The following is a 14946-nucleotide window of genomic DNA, read 5'->3' as shown; positions in this document are numbered from 1 at the left end:
CATTCGTCAAACAGGCGCTAACTCCACAAAGGTCAATGGTCAAAAGTTTGCAACAAATCCACTGTTAAAACCTCCGCAACAGAACCTACGGAAAGACCGGCTCCTTGATGACTTCATATTTTGGCCTAGATGGACCATAATGCTCTTTTTTTTGCGCTTTTGCGTACTAGTCTCGCACCCCAGTTTTATTAGGCTGTGACTGTATTTTGTTTGCAGAACAGGCTGAACACAGGAGTCGTTTTGAAATTTCTTTGGAATTTCCCCTCCAACCTGCTCAGGTTTCGCCACGAAACTAAGTAAACCGTCTTGCAATTTGATCCACAATTTCCTGAGAGTCTTCGATAGAAATTTCCGTTCCGCGAATTCGAATACGAAACTCACCCGATGAAACTTCTGCTAGGATTTCCCCACCACCTGAGAGACGAACCGGCGTCAGGCGCAGAACCTGCTGTGGACGGCCACCTCTTGCTTTGTCTTTCGCAGGCGCGGGTGTGATCTTTAGCGCCGTCTCCAACAAAGCCCATTCTGACTTGGGATTAAGCTCCCCTGCCCCGGCTAACGCCTGACGCAGTCTGGATTGCGCACCGTCTCGCAATGCCGCAGCCAATTTCAGGCCAGCTTTTTCCGGCAAGGATACAGGATGTTGCAACAGGTCGCCAAGCGCTTCGTGCACCATTGCAAAGCTACGAACCTTGGAACGTTTGGCTTTTGATGCTGCCGCGAACAAAACATCGACCGCGGCTTCTGTAGACGCAAACACCCCCTGCCCGGCAGCCAATACAGCGATGCGCCCCCGTTCATAAGGGCTGAGATTCGAACGAAGCTCATTCTCCTCTACCATCGAAACGTAGGCACCCTGCCCGGAATCAGCCTCGCGGATAAATGCCGGGATTTCGGAAAACTGTGGATCAGTTTCTGCCAACCGGCGAAAAGCATCTAATCGCCGGAAGCCCGAAATCAGGCCAAACCCTTCACCATCGCGCGTTACCTCAATTGGCGTACGCAACCCGTGAACGCGCAAGGATTCCAAAAGCTCGGACATGGCTTCTTCGTCTTCGACCATGCGGTCCCGACGAATGTAATCGGCATCAATTTTATCCAGAGGTAGTTTCTCTGCAACCAAACCCGCATCCTGAGCCTCGCGCCAACGGGTTGCGTCGCCCTGGTCCTGCGCCAGGGCAAGCCGATCAGTAACTGCCGCCATGCCGTTCAGCGTGGCGGCTTCGGCCGCGACTTGGGCGATCGGAGGAGTCGACGATTTCGTTTCAAACGGACTAATTGACGGTTTCGCAGCGAAACCTGCCTCCAGTTGTTCAAGTTCCGACGTATCCGGAGCTGTCAATCTTCTGCGTTTAGCCATCTGCTTCTCCTTCCATCTGGGTGTCGCGCCACCAACAACCGATCAGAACTTGTTTGAATTCGGCATAGGTTCGATCGAATGTTTCCCGACCCCGGACGTACGTGTCGCGGTTAAAATCCCTGTAATCCGCCTCATAGATACCGTTGACCTGCTCACCAGCCTGACCAACCAGAGCGGTATAGTCCTGCCGGTAAGCATTCATGAAATCCCCGAAATAAGCTTGAATCACATTCGCCATATCCGTCTGCTGACTGGCGTCAAACCGCGTGATAATTGCCCTGACAACGTCCCATTCAAACTTGAGTTCCGGCAATCCCGCTGCCCGTTGGGCGGCGTTCTCACCATCCTCTATGCTTGCAAACGTGGTGTAGAGCATATCGAAGAACCGTCCGGTTGAATCGAACTCCAAAAAAGATGCCCCCAAGGGAACCAGCAAAATATCCGCCGCGGCCAGCGCGTTGATCGTTAGGTACCCAAGTGCAGGAGGCGTATCGAGGAAGACGATGTCATAATCGTTCAAGACACCTTCGTCGTGAAGGAAGTTGGTCAGACCATCCCAAAGCGGCCAACTGCGAAGCCCCATACGCCAAACAGGTATCTGAAATTCAGCCCAATAAAGGTTAAGTTGAGCGCCAATCAGATCGATGTTCGGCCAATGCGTCTTTTGAATAACGTCACGGGGCAGGGTGTTCAGTGCCTCGTGAAGTGTTTCATCCAGTGGTATTTCCGGCTGTCCAGCCGCATTTCGCACCCGATTTTCTTCCTGAACAGCACGGGCATAATCTTTGGCAATCAGCGGAAATACTGTTTGCCATTCGTCCGCTACGTTACCACCCAGGATCGATGTCATAGATCCCTGACTGTCCAGATCTATAACCAACACTTTGTAACCGTCCAGAGCGGCAGACATCGCCAGGTGTGCTGCTGTCGACGTTTTCCCGACGCCGCCCTTAAAATTAGCGACTGCAACAACCTTTGCCGGTAACCCTTCGGGACGGTAGGGCAGATATTCCTTGGTGCTGACGCCTTCAGCGGCAAAATGCTTTCTTAGCGCCAGAACCTCTTCAAGTGTAAACCATTTTGAACCCGCCTCGCCTTCTCCTTGCGGTAGTTCGGGGTTGGCCTTGAGCACCCGGCGCAAATGAGCAGGGGCCACTGGAATAAGATATTTCGTTATCTCCCAGATTGAGAAGCGGCGTAGTCGCTTTTCTCCGTCCGGTGCGTAACCCCTGCGCGCTAAGTCCTCACGGCCCTTGGCGCAAAATGTGGCGGCTTTTGCGAATCGAGAAGTCCCGATAGGATCTGGCAACCTTTCCGCCGCAAGTTCGGGATCGAGATTCAAATAGGGCGGCAAAGGAGGTTGGTTAGATTTGTTCACTGTCGATGCCTCAGATAATGTTCGCCTTAGCGGCGTATATTGCTCAACATAGCGAACATGATCCGGTAAAGCTATCCTATGAATTCGGGTTTCCCACAGAATGTGCATTCCGCTCAGGGTTTCGTGGCGAAACCAACTAAAAAATGGACACTACCCGGAACAAAGAGTTTATCTTTTTTAGATAGTTTAGAATCTTTGGTGTGAAGAATACTAGTAATAACAACAGGTAACCGCTATTTGAGTACCCGTTTCCGGTAACTAGGGGACCTGTTTGCGGTACCTAAGGTACCTGTTCACGGGATGAAAGGTTCCGGACTCCGGGAAGAAGGGCCCCGATTCGCAGGACGTTGTATAGACTGTGAATTTAGACACTAATCATTGCTGGATGGACGCGTTAATTCCTGTTTGAACGTCGTATTTCGCATTCCAGATTGGCTTTTCTGGGGATAACTTGGCCGGTTTCGCAATTAGGTACCCAAACACAGGATTCACCTCCTCCCGCATTTGGGTACCCAAAACAGATTGATCCACAGGTACTTTATGTGTCAGTAATATCGAAACGAGCAGCCAGGCAGAATCATGCCGGATACACAATTGGACATGGATCACCTGACCGGTGCATTGCGCCGGGAAACGGTCAAGAAAAACGTCGCCGCAATTCACATCAGCGGAAAGCTTACGTTGTTACAACGCAAGCTGTCGAATGTTCTGTTGCTGAATGCCTACGATGCTTTGACTTCTGCTGCGACCCATACGATCGATGCTCGAACATTGGCGATGATGGTCGGGTACAATTCCAATGATTTTGATACATTGCGCGCAAGTTTGCGGGCTCTCGCCGAGACTGTCGCCGAATGGGACATGCTTGACGAGCAGGGACGGCAGGAGTGGGGTGTGTCTTCGCTTCTTAGTTTTGCGAAGCTTAAGAACGGTATTTGCGAATACGCTTATTCGCCGGCTCTTGCGCAGAAACTCTATGACCCAAAGATCTACGCTCTGATCAACGTCCAGATACAACGGAATTTCAGTTCTGGCCATGGCTTGGCGCTGTATGAGAACTGCTATCGCTTTGTGCGAACTGGCTCAACCGGCTGGTGGGCGCTGGAAGTCTTTCGCAAACTTATGGGCGTGGATGGCAGCGACTACTACGCCAGCTTTAAGCATCTCAATGCAAAGATCATCAAGCCAGCGGTCGCCGAGGTAAACAAAAGCTCGGACATCCTGATTGAGCCGGAGTTCCAAAAGAAGGGGCGTACGGTAACGGACATTCGTTTTCTGATTAAAGGAAACCCGCAGAAAGCTATGTTCGAGATTGATGACAGTGACGGCGTAAGGAATCTGCAAGTCTATAAAACCTTAAGGAGGCAAGGTGTTTCGGACAGGCTTGCGCGTCAGTGGATTGCGGAGCACGGCGAAGACTACGTTCAGCAGAAACTCAACTACGTGAGCGGGCAGGGGGGTGTGAAATCCACTGTTGGATATTTGTCTGCAGCGTTGCGAGACGATTATAAGTCTCCGGATAAGGAAACACCTAAAGAACCAAGTCCCGAGGCACTTGAAGCCGCGCGGTTGAGAAAGGCTGAAAAGGCGTTGGAAGATCAGGCCTACGCAGCGCGGTCCGCGGAACGGGCCGAACGATCCAGAAAACTTACAATCGTCGAGGAGTTGGTTTCGCGGCGAAACCCCACTCAGCGGGATGCAGATAAACGGCTGTTTCTGGCCGGGCTCGACAATGACCTGGACCGGGAGCATTTCCGGACCCATGGCTGGCGATCAGGATTGAATGCCACCGCCATTTTTGATTTCTGGGAAGAACTGGAGCCTGATGCCTTTACATGACATCAAATCGGATGGCGATTAAGGGGCCAAATGCGGCCCCTCTATGTTATCGGTTTTTCATTGCTGATCTCAGCGCATCTCCGAGCGCACTGTGCTGCGCATTTTGTGAATATTTTGCGCGTTGCGATCCTTTGGATTTTGAATGGTCTGAGCTCTTTTGTGGGCCCCGGCTTGCACGATCCTCACGAGCGGAGATGCCACCGTCCTTGCGCATGGTCAGACCGATCCTTTTGCGAGGTACATCCACGTCAACCACGGTAACTTTAACGACCTGTCCGGTTTTAACGACCTCATGCGGGTCTTTGATGAAACGATCGGCTAACTGGCTGACATGTACCAACCCGTCCTGATGTACGCCGATGTCCACAAATGCACCGAAGGCCGCCACATTAGTCACAGTACCTTCCAACACCATTCCCGGTTTCAGATCGGTGATGTCTTCAACGCCATCGGTAAATGTGGCTGTTACGAAACTTGGGCGCGGATCTCGGCCCGGCTTTTCAAGCTCGGCGAAGATGTCCAACACAGTAGGAAGGCCGAATGTCGTATCGACGAATTGCTCTGCCCGAAGCCCCTTCAGCGCGCCGTCATGACCCATGATCTGACGGATGTCGCGCCCACAGGCCGAGACGACGCGCCGGGCGATATCATAGGCCTCGGGGTGGACCGAAGATGCGTCCAGCGGCTCTGATCCGTCGCGGATGCGAAGAAAGCCCGCACACTGCTCATACGCACGGGGCCCAAGGCGCGCGACTTTCAGCAGTTCTTTGCGCGACTGAAACGCACCGTTCAGATCGCGGTGCAGTACAATTGCTTCGGCCAATCCGGGACCCAGGCCCGAAACGTGAGAGAGAAGGGGCGCCGACGCCGTGTTCAGATCGACCCCGACTGCATTCACCACATCCTCGATTACCGACGCCAGCGACTGGGACAGCCGGTACTGATCCACGTCGTGCTGATACTGGCCGACACCGATGGATTTCGGTTCGATCTTGACCAGTTCGGCCAAGGGGTCTTGCAACCGCCGGGCAATCGAAACAGCCCCGCGCAGCGAGACGTCAAGATCGGGAAACTCGCGGGCGGCCAGTTCCGATGCGGAATAGACCGACGCGCCAGCCTCGGACACAACGACCTTGGTCGGCGGGGTGATCCCCATTGGCAGAAGCTTCAGGGTGTCACCAACCATCTTCTCGGTCTCGCGGCTGGCGGTGCCATTACCGATGGCGATCAGTTCGATCTTATGGTTGGCGATCAGGTGCAGAATGGTCGCCTGTGCGCCGCGCAGATCATTCTTAGGCTGGAAAGGGTATAGGGTATCTGTTGCGACGACTTTTCCAGTGGCATCAACGACAGCAGCCTTTACGCCCGTGCGAATTCCCGGGTCCAAACCCAGCGTTGCATGTGCGCCAGCTGGCGCAGCAAACAATAAATCCTTGAGATTGCGCGAGAAAACATGAATTGCTTCGTCTTGCGCCCGACTGCGCAGCTCGGCCATTAGCTCGACCATCATCGACAGTGACAATTTCACCCGCCAGGTCCATCCTGCCACTTTGCGTAGCCAGATATCTCCTGTTGCGTCGCTGCGCGTTTGCAGGTGGGCGGCCACGATTGCTTCGGCCCGGGCGGCGCCGGCCTCGGGTACGGGCGCGATGTCCAGTGTCACGATTCCTTCTTTCGAGGCACGCAACATGGCCAGCGCGCGGTGCGACGGGGTTTTGGACCATGGCTCCGAGTGATCGAAATAGTCGCTGAACTTCGCGCCTTCTTGTTCTTTGCCGTCGATCACCTTCGAGGTCAGCAGGGCCTCGCGCTGCATGAAGCTGCGCAGCTCTCCCAGCAGGGTGGCGTTTTCGGTCAACCGTTCGGTGATGATGTCCCGCGCGCCGTTCAGGGCGTCTTTCGTTGTGGGCACCGCTTCGGTGACATAGCCCTGTGCCAAATCTTCGGGGTCGGCCGACCGATCAGCCAGAATGGCATCGGCCAGCGGCTCCAACCCATTTTCGCGTGCAATCATGGCCTTGGTGCGACGCTTTGGTTTATAGGGCAGGTAGATATCTTCCAACTGCGCCTTTGTGTCGGCCTGTGCGATGGACTTGACCAGATCGTCGGTCAGCTTGCCCTGATCCTTGATCGAGTTCAGGATCGTTTCACGCCGCGCTTCCAGTTCGCGCAGATAGGTCAGTCGGTCTGACAGAGTCCGCAGTTGGGTGTCATCCAGCCCACCGGTCACCTCTTTACGGTAGCGTGCAACAAAGGGGACGGTGGCCCCTTCATCCAGCAGCTTGGCCGCGGCGCCGACCTGTTCGGGGCGGGCGTTAATCTCGGTGGCGATGGTGCGGGCGATGCGGTCCAAGGGGGCCTCCTGACTTTAGGTTGGAGGAACTTCTTAGCCAGCCGCATCACCAAGGGGAAGGGTCTTTAGGTCGCCTGCGCCTGTTCGGCCAAAGCCTGCAAGTCGTCGTACAGAGTTTTTGAAATCTCTACATACCCGCGGGCTTTGTTTCGCGCGCGGGCGACAAACCGCCGTTGCGAAGGCAGGCGCGCACCCTGATCGGTGATATCAGCAAACAGACGCTCGGCCCTGGCGTCGTTTTCGGCGACTCGACCACCGCTGAACTGGGCTGGATCAAAGGCGATGATGATTTCACCATGATAAGGCGCGCCGCCTGCGCCTGCGGCGAACTCCATGCTTTCGAGGCTGGTCAGGTCGTCGATCAACGGTCCGGCCAGCAGTTCGATCATGGTCGACAGCGCCGAGCCTTTGTAACTGCCGAAGGTCAGCATCGCGCCATCCATAGCGGCCTGCGGGTCAGTCGTCGGGTTGCCGTCCTTGTCGATGGCGACGCCCTCGGGCAGAGGTTTTCCCGCGCGACGATAAAGCTCGATTTCGCCGCGGGCAAACGCGCTGGTGGCGAAGTCAAAGGTGAACGGATCCTTGCCCTGACGTGGCCAGCTGAAGGCCAACGGGTTTGTGCCGAGGCTTCCGCGTGTACCTCCGGCAGGGGCGACCCAGGAATGGCTGGGCACCATCGCCATCGCGGCCAGACCAGCGGAGGAGAGACGCTCTACTTCGGGCCAGAGAGCTGAGAAGTGGAAGCAGCGATTGATCGCCATTGCCGCGATGCCATGGGTGCGGGTTTTCTCGATCAGGACAGGCAGCGCCTTCTCAAACGCCAGCAGAGACATCCCGCCCTGCGCATCGACCCGAACGATGGCATTGTCCGAAGGTGCCAGAACCGGCATCGCGTGCCCGTCTATTTTGCCTGCCTTAATAGTGTCGTTGCACATGAACAAGCGGAACAATCCGTGAGACTGGCAATCATCGATCTGGCAGGTGGTCAGCATGTCCGAGATTGCGGCGGCGTGATCCGGTCCGAAACCGGACCTGGTCAGGATGGACTGGCAGAGATCCCGAACCTCGTCCAATGTTAGTCTGATCGTTTCGCTCATGCCCCGCCTCTCCCTTGTCTGTGGTGATACAAGGGATAGCGTGGCATTGCGGGCAAAGAAAACCCGGTTTTCGCTTGTATTCGTATCAACCCTGAGCCTCCAACTGCAGGTAAGCGATAACGTTGGAGATGTCTTCATCGTTTTTCAGGCCGGGGAACTGCATCTTGTTGCCCGGGATGGTGCCATTGGGGTCAGCCAGAAATGCGACCAGAGTTTCGGCGGTCCAGACGATGCCCGACTCTTGCAGTTGGGCCGAGTACCTGAAGCCGTCAGCCCGCCCGGCTGTGGCTCCGATGACCCCGTGCAACGACGGGCCAACGGTGTGGCGGTCTGGTTTCAGTTGGTGACACGCCTTGCATTTGCGAAATACCTTTTTACCCGCCTTGATATCACCATCTACAGTGGCAACTGAAACGGGAGAGGCGGGTGCCGCCTCGGCTTTTTTGTCGTCAGTTTTGAAGACCAGCCGCGCGGTTACCGGTACTGTCCGGGTAATACCCGAAAGGCCGGCCAGCTCCATCAGCTTGTCCACTCCCACGTTTACGCCTGCGTCTTCGGTGCTGATGAACACCATGTCATTTGTGGATACCATGACCGAGGTCTCGGACAGGCGGGCCACAAACATCTCGGCGTCAAACGCCACCTTCGTTCCAGACAGGGACAGAACGGATTCGGCGTCGACCGTTGTGGTTCCACCGACTTCAAGGCCCGATAGCTCTTCCATATCAAACTTGGCGGTCAGCGACGCGGCGCCTGCCTTGCGGAATACATGCTCGATCATTCGTTCATTTCGAATGTCGATGTTGGTCTCGACCGAAGACAGGTCGATCTCAATTTCGGCCTTGCCATCCGGGCTGACATGACCGCGGAGGTTGGTGAAGGAATTGACCTCGCCTACAGTGTCCTTCTTGATGGTTCCATAGGCCAGATGCGAATTCTCAGGGACCAGGGTCCAGCTTTCGGCAAGCACCGGGGCTGCAACAATTACCGACGCAATCGTTACCGCTTTCAACGGAAGTTTCATTTCTTTCCTCCTCGGGTTATGTCAGTCCTGACCCCGCGGGCCCGGTCCGTGAATGGCAAACACACACAGGTCGCGATTTATTCGATGGGTGGTGAGATTAGCTCCGAACAGGCCGTACGCGGCGCGATCCAGATGCATTCGAAACGCGTCTGGCGATTTGGGCTGGCGTTGTCCGGGGCATCTGACGTTGCCGACGACCTGTTGCAATCCACATGTCTGCGCGCGCTCGAGCGTCATCATCAGGTAACAACCTATGACCGGCTGGACAGCTGGCTGATGACGATCTGCCGCTCGATCTGGCTGAACGAGGTCCGCGCGCGATCGGTTCGCAAGGCGCAGGCGCTGTCCGTGACGCCCGAAGCTGAATTAATTGCCTCCGGACCCGACGCGGAAACGAATATTTTCGCTGCTGAAGTGTTTACCCAAGTGATGCAGCTGCCAGAGGCGCAGCGCGAAACGGTCATGCTTGTGTTTGTCGAAGGTTACAGCTACCGCGAAACCGCTGCGTTGCTGGAGGTGCCGATTGGGACTATCATGAGCCGGTTGTCCAACGCCCGGCAGAAACTGAAAAACGTGATGCAGCATGATGCGGCGGACGCCGTTCGACGGAGTGGCAAATGAAGTTTTCCGACGAGACGCTTAAGGCGTATCTGGAAGGCAATCTGGATGGGGACGAGGCGAACGCAATCGAAGAAGCGGTTGAGACCGATCCCGATCTTGAACAACGCCTGATGGCGCTGGACCCGTTTGCGCCTGTGGTTCAGGCCGTGTTTGAACACGTACCTGCCAAAGCGCCGCACGTTGACCTGCCGGAATACAGGACCGCAGGGGCTGTCCAACATGGTGCCGGGCTGTGGCGTTTGCTGGCCGTTGCCGCGTCTGTTGCGATCATTGCGGTGTCGGCAACGTTCTGGGCGACGCGCCCTGCGCCGATGGGTTGGGCCGAACAGGCGGCAATCTATCAATCGCTTTATGCGCCTGACACAATAGCCGGGTTGGATAACTCGCCGCAAGCGCTCGAAACACAGTTCGCACTTGCCGAAGAACAGCTTGGCCGTTCATTGAAACGCGAGGCGCTTGAGGCGCTACCCGGTATGGAGCTGAAACGCGCACAGGTTCTGTCGTTCAAAGGCAAGCCGCTTGTTCAGGTTGTGTTTGCCGATGAACAGGGTCAGCCGTTTGCCTTCTGCGTGATCCGTCAGGGAGAAGGAGCACCGAACAAGGGTGTGAAACAGGCCGTTCTCAGTGGCCTGGCGACAGCAACATGGGCGCAAGACGGCTATGGGTATATGTTGATCGGCAGCGAGGCGCAGACCGATCTGGGTGGGCAGTTGGACCTTCTGACCACAACTTTTGCAGGCTGATTGTGCCCAGTGCAGAAAACGCCTTGTGAAACGCCTGAAATGTCCGAAATATACCGGGCATGACGTCGAAACCTGTCATGCCAGATCCCGATGAGGACGACGAAGCCGTCGGTCCTCCGAGTATCTATGACACCGATCCGCCCGAAGATGACGATCTGTGGTTTCTTCCGCCCGAGGAAGAAGAGGCGGTAGAGGATTTCCTGCCACCGGGCCCGAAGGCCGACCAGCGCTTGTTATTCGATCCAAAGGACTGGCGCGCGGCACAGGCGGAGCTGTCCTTTGAGCTTGCTGATTTGGCGGCTACCTTTGGCGCGTTAGATGAACGCCTTCGCGCGGGTCCCAATGGGTGGACACACCGTCTGGCATTGATGGATGTTTCTGATCTGGGCTGGTGGACTGGCGACCGGATCAGTGTTGACCGTCTGGCCCTGTGGACCGGTCTGCGGATCGGCGCTACCGGAGATGACGTTCAGGCGTTGTTCCGGGCGGGGTGGGCCGTGCGGAGGCTGACCTCGGGGCCGGGCCCGTCGGAAGGCGGCTGGGAAAGCGGTTTGACGGCCTTTCTGGACCGTATGGCGCAGGGTATCGAGGAGATTCCAGAAGCGATCGCCGACCTGGCCGAAGTGATGCGCAATGCTGAAGGGTTGCATCCGGTCACGCAGGCCGCAGTCGGATTTCACGCGTGGCGCGCGCTGTCTCAGGGGATCGGGCAAGACACCGAAGCGGCGATAATCGCGGCGCGTCATGCCGCGACGATGGGTCGGGGCGGAGCGATGTTCATGCCCATGGCCCTGTCCGGCCCGGGCGCGCTGCGCGGGGCGGGAGAGCCGGATGAAAAGCTGTCCGCCTGGATCAGCGGAGCCGGGCAGGCCGCGTTGGCCGCGCTGTTACACCTTGACCGGGTTAGTGCCTGGGACCGACGCGCCCGTGAGGCGACGAGCGATTTGAGCGGACGGACGCCGCCCTGGCTGGTCGACGTTCTGACTGCCTGGCCGATGGTGTCGGCCCCGCTGGCCGAGGAATTGACGAAGGCGTCCCGCGCAGCGGTGCAACGCAATATCGACCGTTTCACCCGGCGTGGTCTGATCCGCGAGGTGACGGGGCAGGGGCGTTACCGGGTCTGGACAGCGGCGCTGTAACCCAGAAGCCAATCGCGGAAGGCGCGGACCGCCGACGCAGTAGGGTGCGCGACGAGCGGATCATTTCCTAGATTGCGCCGACACCTCGTACTGCCAAAAAATCCTCGGTGTTGCAAAGGCTTAGCGCGAAACGGTGACATGCCCAAACGGTGATTGAATTCACAGATCGTGGGAATCGATATCCTTTCAAGCGGGGGTACGAAACTTGGCCGAAATCCGAGTTCAATGATATGGTATTGCATATTTAACAAATGATAAATTTTCGGAAAAAAAATTGCAAACATGCAATTTTTCTCATTAAGTGATGGCGCATGACCTGCGATTCGACTTTCGAGTTCGGCTCGCCAGGCTTTGGTGGACCATCAAAGATGGTGCCGCTCTCGACAGACCTGAGACAGGGAGGATAAAATGTTCCACTCATTCAAATTCGCGAGAACTCTCATCCGCACCAGCCTTGTGGGCGCGTTGGCATTGTCGGCTGCGACGATGGCGTCGGCGGCCGATATGCGCCTGAAGCTTGCAGGCACGTTCCCGGTTGATCACCAGGGCACCAAAATGCTTGAGCAGATTAAGGAAGACATCGAAGCAGCCGATGTGGGACTGAAAGTATCCGTCTTCCCTGCCAACCAACTGGGTTCCGGCGAAGCGCTGATGGAGGACACCATCAACGGCAATATCGATTTCACCGCAGCCTTCATTTACTCGCACAAAGATCCGCGTCTGGAATTCCTGTCGATGCCGTTTCTCGTCAACAACTGGGACGAGATGGACAGCATCATGCGGAACATGGATTCTCCCTTTAACCAGATCCTTCAGGAGCGTCTGAACGAACTGGGGCTGCGCCTGCTGGCCAACAACCCCGAGGGTTTCACCGGTATCGTCGCCAACAAAAAGCCTGAGAACTGGAATGATCTGGGTGAGAAGGACATGAACATCCGCGTCTGGTCTTCGCCCGTTGTAAAGAACATGGTCGAAGGTCTGGGCTTTCAGGCAACCACAATGGCGTGGGGCGACATCTTCCCGGCGCTTCAGTCCGGTATCGTCGACGGTGCGATCTGCTGCACCAAATCCGCGACTTATTCGATCTTCGCACAGTCTGATGTTGGCAACTACTACGTTCAGTACAACTCGGTATCCGAGCTGACCTCGTATTACGCGTCCGAAAAGACATGGGAAAAACTGAGTGACGAACAGCGTGCTGCCGTTGAGGCAGCTTTCACCAAGGCGTCGGATGATTTCTTTGCCTACAACCGCGCGAACGATGCTGAGTTCGGCAAAAAGCTCGAAGAAAAGGGCTACGAAATTCTGGCGCTGAACGACGAAGAGCAGGCCGTGATGGCTGCTTGGGTGCGCGAAAATATCTGGCCGACAATGGCTGATACCATTGGTCAGGACACACTGGACCGTCTGACAGCCGAATAATGTCCATTAGTCGGCTGCAGCTTGCGGCCGACTCTTACTGCCGCTTGGGAGGGGGCCAGATGACCGAAATAGTGGATAGACTGCCGGATGGTGCGGCCCGACCTTTGCGGGCGGTTCTGCAGTTCATGCGCATTTTCGTTGCCCTAGGTGGTCTGTTGATGGCCGTCACCTTTTTTGCGGTGGTGATCGTCCGTTATGGGTTTTCCGGCAACCTCTTTGCTTATGAAGAATGGCTCCTTGCCATAAGTTTCTGGACATTTTTTCTGGGTGCCGCGCTGGCCGCCGAAAAGAAATCGCACGTGAACGCCGACATTTTGGGAGTCGTACTCAAGAACCCCAAATTGATCTGGTGGCGTGGCATGATTGTCTATGTCATCGAGTTCCTGATTGGCGCCTACATTGTCTACTGGTGCTATCTGGCCGTCGCCAGTGAGATGGCAGCCTATCCGCTTTGGGAATCCACAACCGCGTTGAAGATTCCGGCGGTCTTTCCGCGCAGCGCCATATTGGTTGGATTCTTCATGATGTTGGTTTTCAACACCATCTACATGGTGCTGCACATCATCGACGGTCCTCAGGCCCCTGAAGATCAAAACCTGGAGGGCTGATCATGGTTATTCTGGGCAGCATCGTCCTTATCTGTGGCCTCCTGTTGCTGGGGGTCAGCGTCTACATCGCCTTTGGTGCAGTACTTCTGTTCCTCGCATATACCGGCGGGTACGATATTGTCGGCTATCTTCCAGCCGGATACTGGAAGATGAACACGCTGGTTCTGCTTGCCATTCCGCTGTTCATGATCGCCGGTTCAATCATGGAAAAAGGTAAGATCGCCGCTCCGTTGGTGGCGCTGGCAGAGCTGTTCATCGGCCACATAAAGGGCGGTCTTTCTGCGGCCGCTGTAGTGGCCAGCGGAATCTTCGGTTCCATTTCAGGCAGCGCGAACGCGACGCTGACCTGTATCGGCGGCATCATGATGCCGCATCTGCGCAAGGCAAATTACCCCGAAGGCCTGTCCGCAGCCCTGATCGTCAGTGCAAGTCCGCTGGGCCTGCTGATCCCGCCCAGTGCATCGCACATCCTGTACGCCTGGGTGGCACAACAATCGGTGCTCAAGGCGTTTCTGTCGACCGTAATTCCGGGGATCATCCTGATCGTTCTGCTGATCGTCACCAATCAGTTTGCTCTGCGTAAATACAAAGACATCAGGACGACCGAGCGGCCCGTGAAATTCGTGTCTGAATTCAAACTGCAATCGCGTCAGGCCATGCCCGCCCTGTTGATGCCACTGATCATTCTTGGCGGTATCTATGGCGGCATCATGACCCCGACCGAGGCCGCCGGAGTCGCCGTGGTCTACTCGATCCCGATCGCAATTTATGTCTACAAGGGGCTGACCTGGCGCAGCCTGATGAACACGTTGACCGGGGCTGGCATTACCATCGGTATCGTCATGACCATGATCTTCATGGTGCTGATTGTCAGCCGCTTTCTGATCTTCGAAGACATCCCGAACATCGCTCGTGATCTTGTATTCTCGGTCTCGGAAAACCCTATAGTCATTCTGCTGATGGTCAATCTGGTCATGATCCTGATCGGTATGCTGATGGACGACATTTCGGGCTTGCTGCTTTCCACGCCTTTGCTGTTGCCAATCGTGCAAAGCGTCGGTGTCGATCCGATCCATTTCGCGGCGATCCTGGGCGTGAATCTGGGCATGGCCAACGTCACGCCGCCCACGGCGCCGCTGCTTTATCTCGGTGCGCAGGTGACCGAGACGCCCGTCAGTAAGATGCTTGGCCCGACATTTCTGTTCATCTTCTGCGCATGGCTACCGACCCTGGCGCTGACGACGTTCATACCTCAGCTGTCGCTCTGGCTGCCTGACCTGCTGCTGAGCCGTTGAGGGTTTGCGGGCAGCGCGTACCTCTCCTCTCCCCAGGCGCTGCCCGTTTCATGTTTTTCCCCATTGC

12 protein-coding genes are annotated in these 14946 nt (G+C 56.1%); 7 read left to right on the top strand and 5 right to left on the bottom strand.

Going from position 1 to position 14946, the window contains the following annotated elements; all coding sequences use genetic code 11:
• Nucleotides 1-292: 292 nt before the first annotated feature.
• Both GOX66_RS22485 and GOX66_RS22480 read right to left on the bottom strand, forming a co-directional pair.
• A complete protein-coding gene (locus GOX66_RS22485) occupies nucleotides 293-1360 on the bottom strand; it encodes a ParB/RepB/Spo0J family partition protein (protein WP_170765666.1) in 1068 nt (355 codons plus the stop codon).
• Nucleotides 1353-2738, bottom strand: a complete 1386-nt coding sequence (locus GOX66_RS22480; RefSeq protein WP_170765673.1) for an AAA family ATPase — start codon at nucleotides 2736-2738, stop codon at nucleotides 1353-1355. The genes GOX66_RS22485 and GOX66_RS22480 overlap by 8 nt, the downstream gene beginning before the upstream one ends.
• 579 nt (nucleotides 2739-3317) lie before the next feature.
• Between GOX66_RS22480 and GOX66_RS22475 the strand changes: the two genes are divergently transcribed.
• On the top strand, nucleotides 3318-4577 hold the full coding sequence (locus GOX66_RS22475) for a replication initiation protein (RefSeq protein ID WP_170765664.1): 1260 nt from the start codon (nucleotides 3318-3320) through the stop codon (nucleotides 4575-4577).
• A 46-nt stretch (nucleotides 4578-4623) separates the two neighbouring features.
• On the opposite strand, the gene GOX66_RS22470 is transcribed toward GOX66_RS22475, so the two are convergent.
• From GOX66_RS22470 to GOX66_RS22460, 3 genes are all read right to left on the bottom strand, one after another.
• Nucleotides 4624-6930, bottom strand: a complete 2307-nt coding sequence (locus GOX66_RS22470; protein ID WP_170765662.1) for a Tex family protein — start codon at nucleotides 6928-6930, stop codon at nucleotides 4624-4626.
• Between the two features lie 65 nt (nucleotides 6931-6995).
• Nucleotides 6996-8027 (bottom strand): Ldh family oxidoreductase, encoded by a 1032-nt coding sequence (locus GOX66_RS22465; protein WP_170765660.1) that lies wholly within the window; start codon nucleotides 8025-8027, stop codon nucleotides 6996-6998.
• 85 nt (nucleotides 8028-8112) lie between these two features.
• Entirely contained in the window at nucleotides 8113-9051 is a 939-nt protein-coding gene (locus GOX66_RS22460) for a c-type cytochrome (RefSeq protein WP_170765658.1), read from the bottom strand.
• A 48-nt stretch (nucleotides 9052-9099) separates the two neighbouring features.
• Here GOX66_RS22460 and GOX66_RS22455 point away from each other — a divergent pair, with 48 nt between their 5' ends.
• From GOX66_RS22455 to GOX66_RS22430, 6 genes are all read left to right on the top strand, one after another.
• The gene (locus GOX66_RS22455; RefSeq protein ID WP_336509522.1) at nucleotides 9100-9672 is read left to right on the top strand and encodes an RNA polymerase sigma factor; all 573 of its coding nucleotides are present in this window, start codon (nucleotides 9100-9102) and stop codon (nucleotides 9670-9672) included.
• Complete coding sequence (locus GOX66_RS22450) at nucleotides 9669-10415, top strand: anti-sigma factor (protein ID WP_170765656.1); 747 nt, start codon at nucleotides 9669-9671, stop codon at nucleotides 10413-10415. Before GOX66_RS22455 ends, GOX66_RS22450 begins: the two co-directional genes overlap by 4 nt.
• Before the next feature lie 77 nt (nucleotides 10416-10492).
• Nucleotides 10493-11554: a helix-turn-helix domain-containing protein gene (locus GOX66_RS22445; protein ID WP_237212734.1), complete on the top strand. Its 1062-nt coding sequence runs from the start codon at nucleotides 10493-10495 to the stop codon at nucleotides 11552-11554.
• A 408-nt stretch (nucleotides 11555-11962) separates the two neighbouring features.
• Complete coding sequence (gene dctP / locus GOX66_RS22440; RefSeq protein ID WP_170765652.1) at nucleotides 11963-12976, top strand: TRAP transporter substrate-binding protein DctP; 1014 nt, start codon at nucleotides 11963-11965, stop codon at nucleotides 12974-12976.
• Nucleotides 12977-13035: 59 nt separating this feature from the next.
• Nucleotides 13036-13584: a TRAP transporter small permease gene (locus GOX66_RS22435; protein ID WP_237212733.1), complete on the top strand. Its 549-nt coding sequence runs from the start codon at nucleotides 13036-13038 to the stop codon at nucleotides 13582-13584.
• Nucleotides 13585-13586: 2 nt separating this feature from the next.
• A complete protein-coding gene (locus tag GOX66_RS22430) occupies nucleotides 13587-14879 on the top strand; it encodes a TRAP transporter large permease (RefSeq protein WP_170765650.1) in 1293 nt (430 codons plus the stop codon).
• Nucleotides 14880-14946 lie beyond the last annotated feature (67 nt).

Origin of the sequence: Ruegeria lacuscaerulensis (genome assembly GCF_013031245.1) — a bacterium.
In the GTDB taxonomy this organism is placed as follows: domain Bacteria; phylum Pseudomonadota; class Alphaproteobacteria; order Rhodobacterales; family Rhodobacteraceae; genus Ruegeria; species Ruegeria lacuscaerulensis_C.
The sequence above is the reverse complement of the archived record's forward strand: the minus strand, read 5'-3'. Positions and strand labels throughout refer to the sequence as shown.

What these genes read in the sequence shown, in the direction of transcription:
- GOX66_RS22430 (WP_170765650.1), top strand. Translation starts at nt 13,587, where the DNA reads ATGGTTATTCTGGGCAGCATCGTCCTTATCTGTGGCCTCCTGTTGCTG.
- GOX66_RS22435 (WP_237212733.1), top strand. Translation starts at nt 13,036, where the DNA reads ATGACCGAAATAGTGGATAGACTGCCGGATGGTGCGGCCCGACCTTTG.
- GOX66_RS22445 (WP_237212734.1), top strand. Translation starts at nt 10,493, where the DNA reads ATGCCAGATCCCGATGAGGACGACGAAGCCGTCGGTCCTCCGAGTATC.
- GOX66_RS22465 (WP_170765660.1), bottom strand. Translation starts at nt 8,027, where the DNA reads ATGAGCGAAACGATCAGACTAACATTGGACGAGGTTCGGGATCTCTGC.
- dctP (WP_170765652.1), top strand. Translation starts at nt 11,963, where the DNA reads ATGTTCCACTCATTCAAATTCGCGAGAACTCTCATCCGCACCAGCCTT.
- GOX66_RS22485 (WP_170765666.1), bottom strand. Translation starts at nt 1,360, where the DNA reads ATGGCTAAACGCAGAAGATTGACAGCTCCGGATACGTCGGAACTTGAA.
- GOX66_RS22475 (WP_170765664.1), top strand. Translation starts at nt 3,318, where the DNA reads ATGCCGGATACACAATTGGACATGGATCACCTGACCGGTGCATTGCGC.
- GOX66_RS22460 (WP_170765658.1), bottom strand. Translation starts at nt 9,051, where the DNA reads ATGAAACTTCCGTTGAAAGCGGTAACGATTGCGTCGGTAATTGTTGCA.
- GOX66_RS22450 (WP_170765656.1), top strand. Translation starts at nt 9,669, where the DNA reads ATGAAGTTTTCCGACGAGACGCTTAAGGCGTATCTGGAAGGCAATCTG.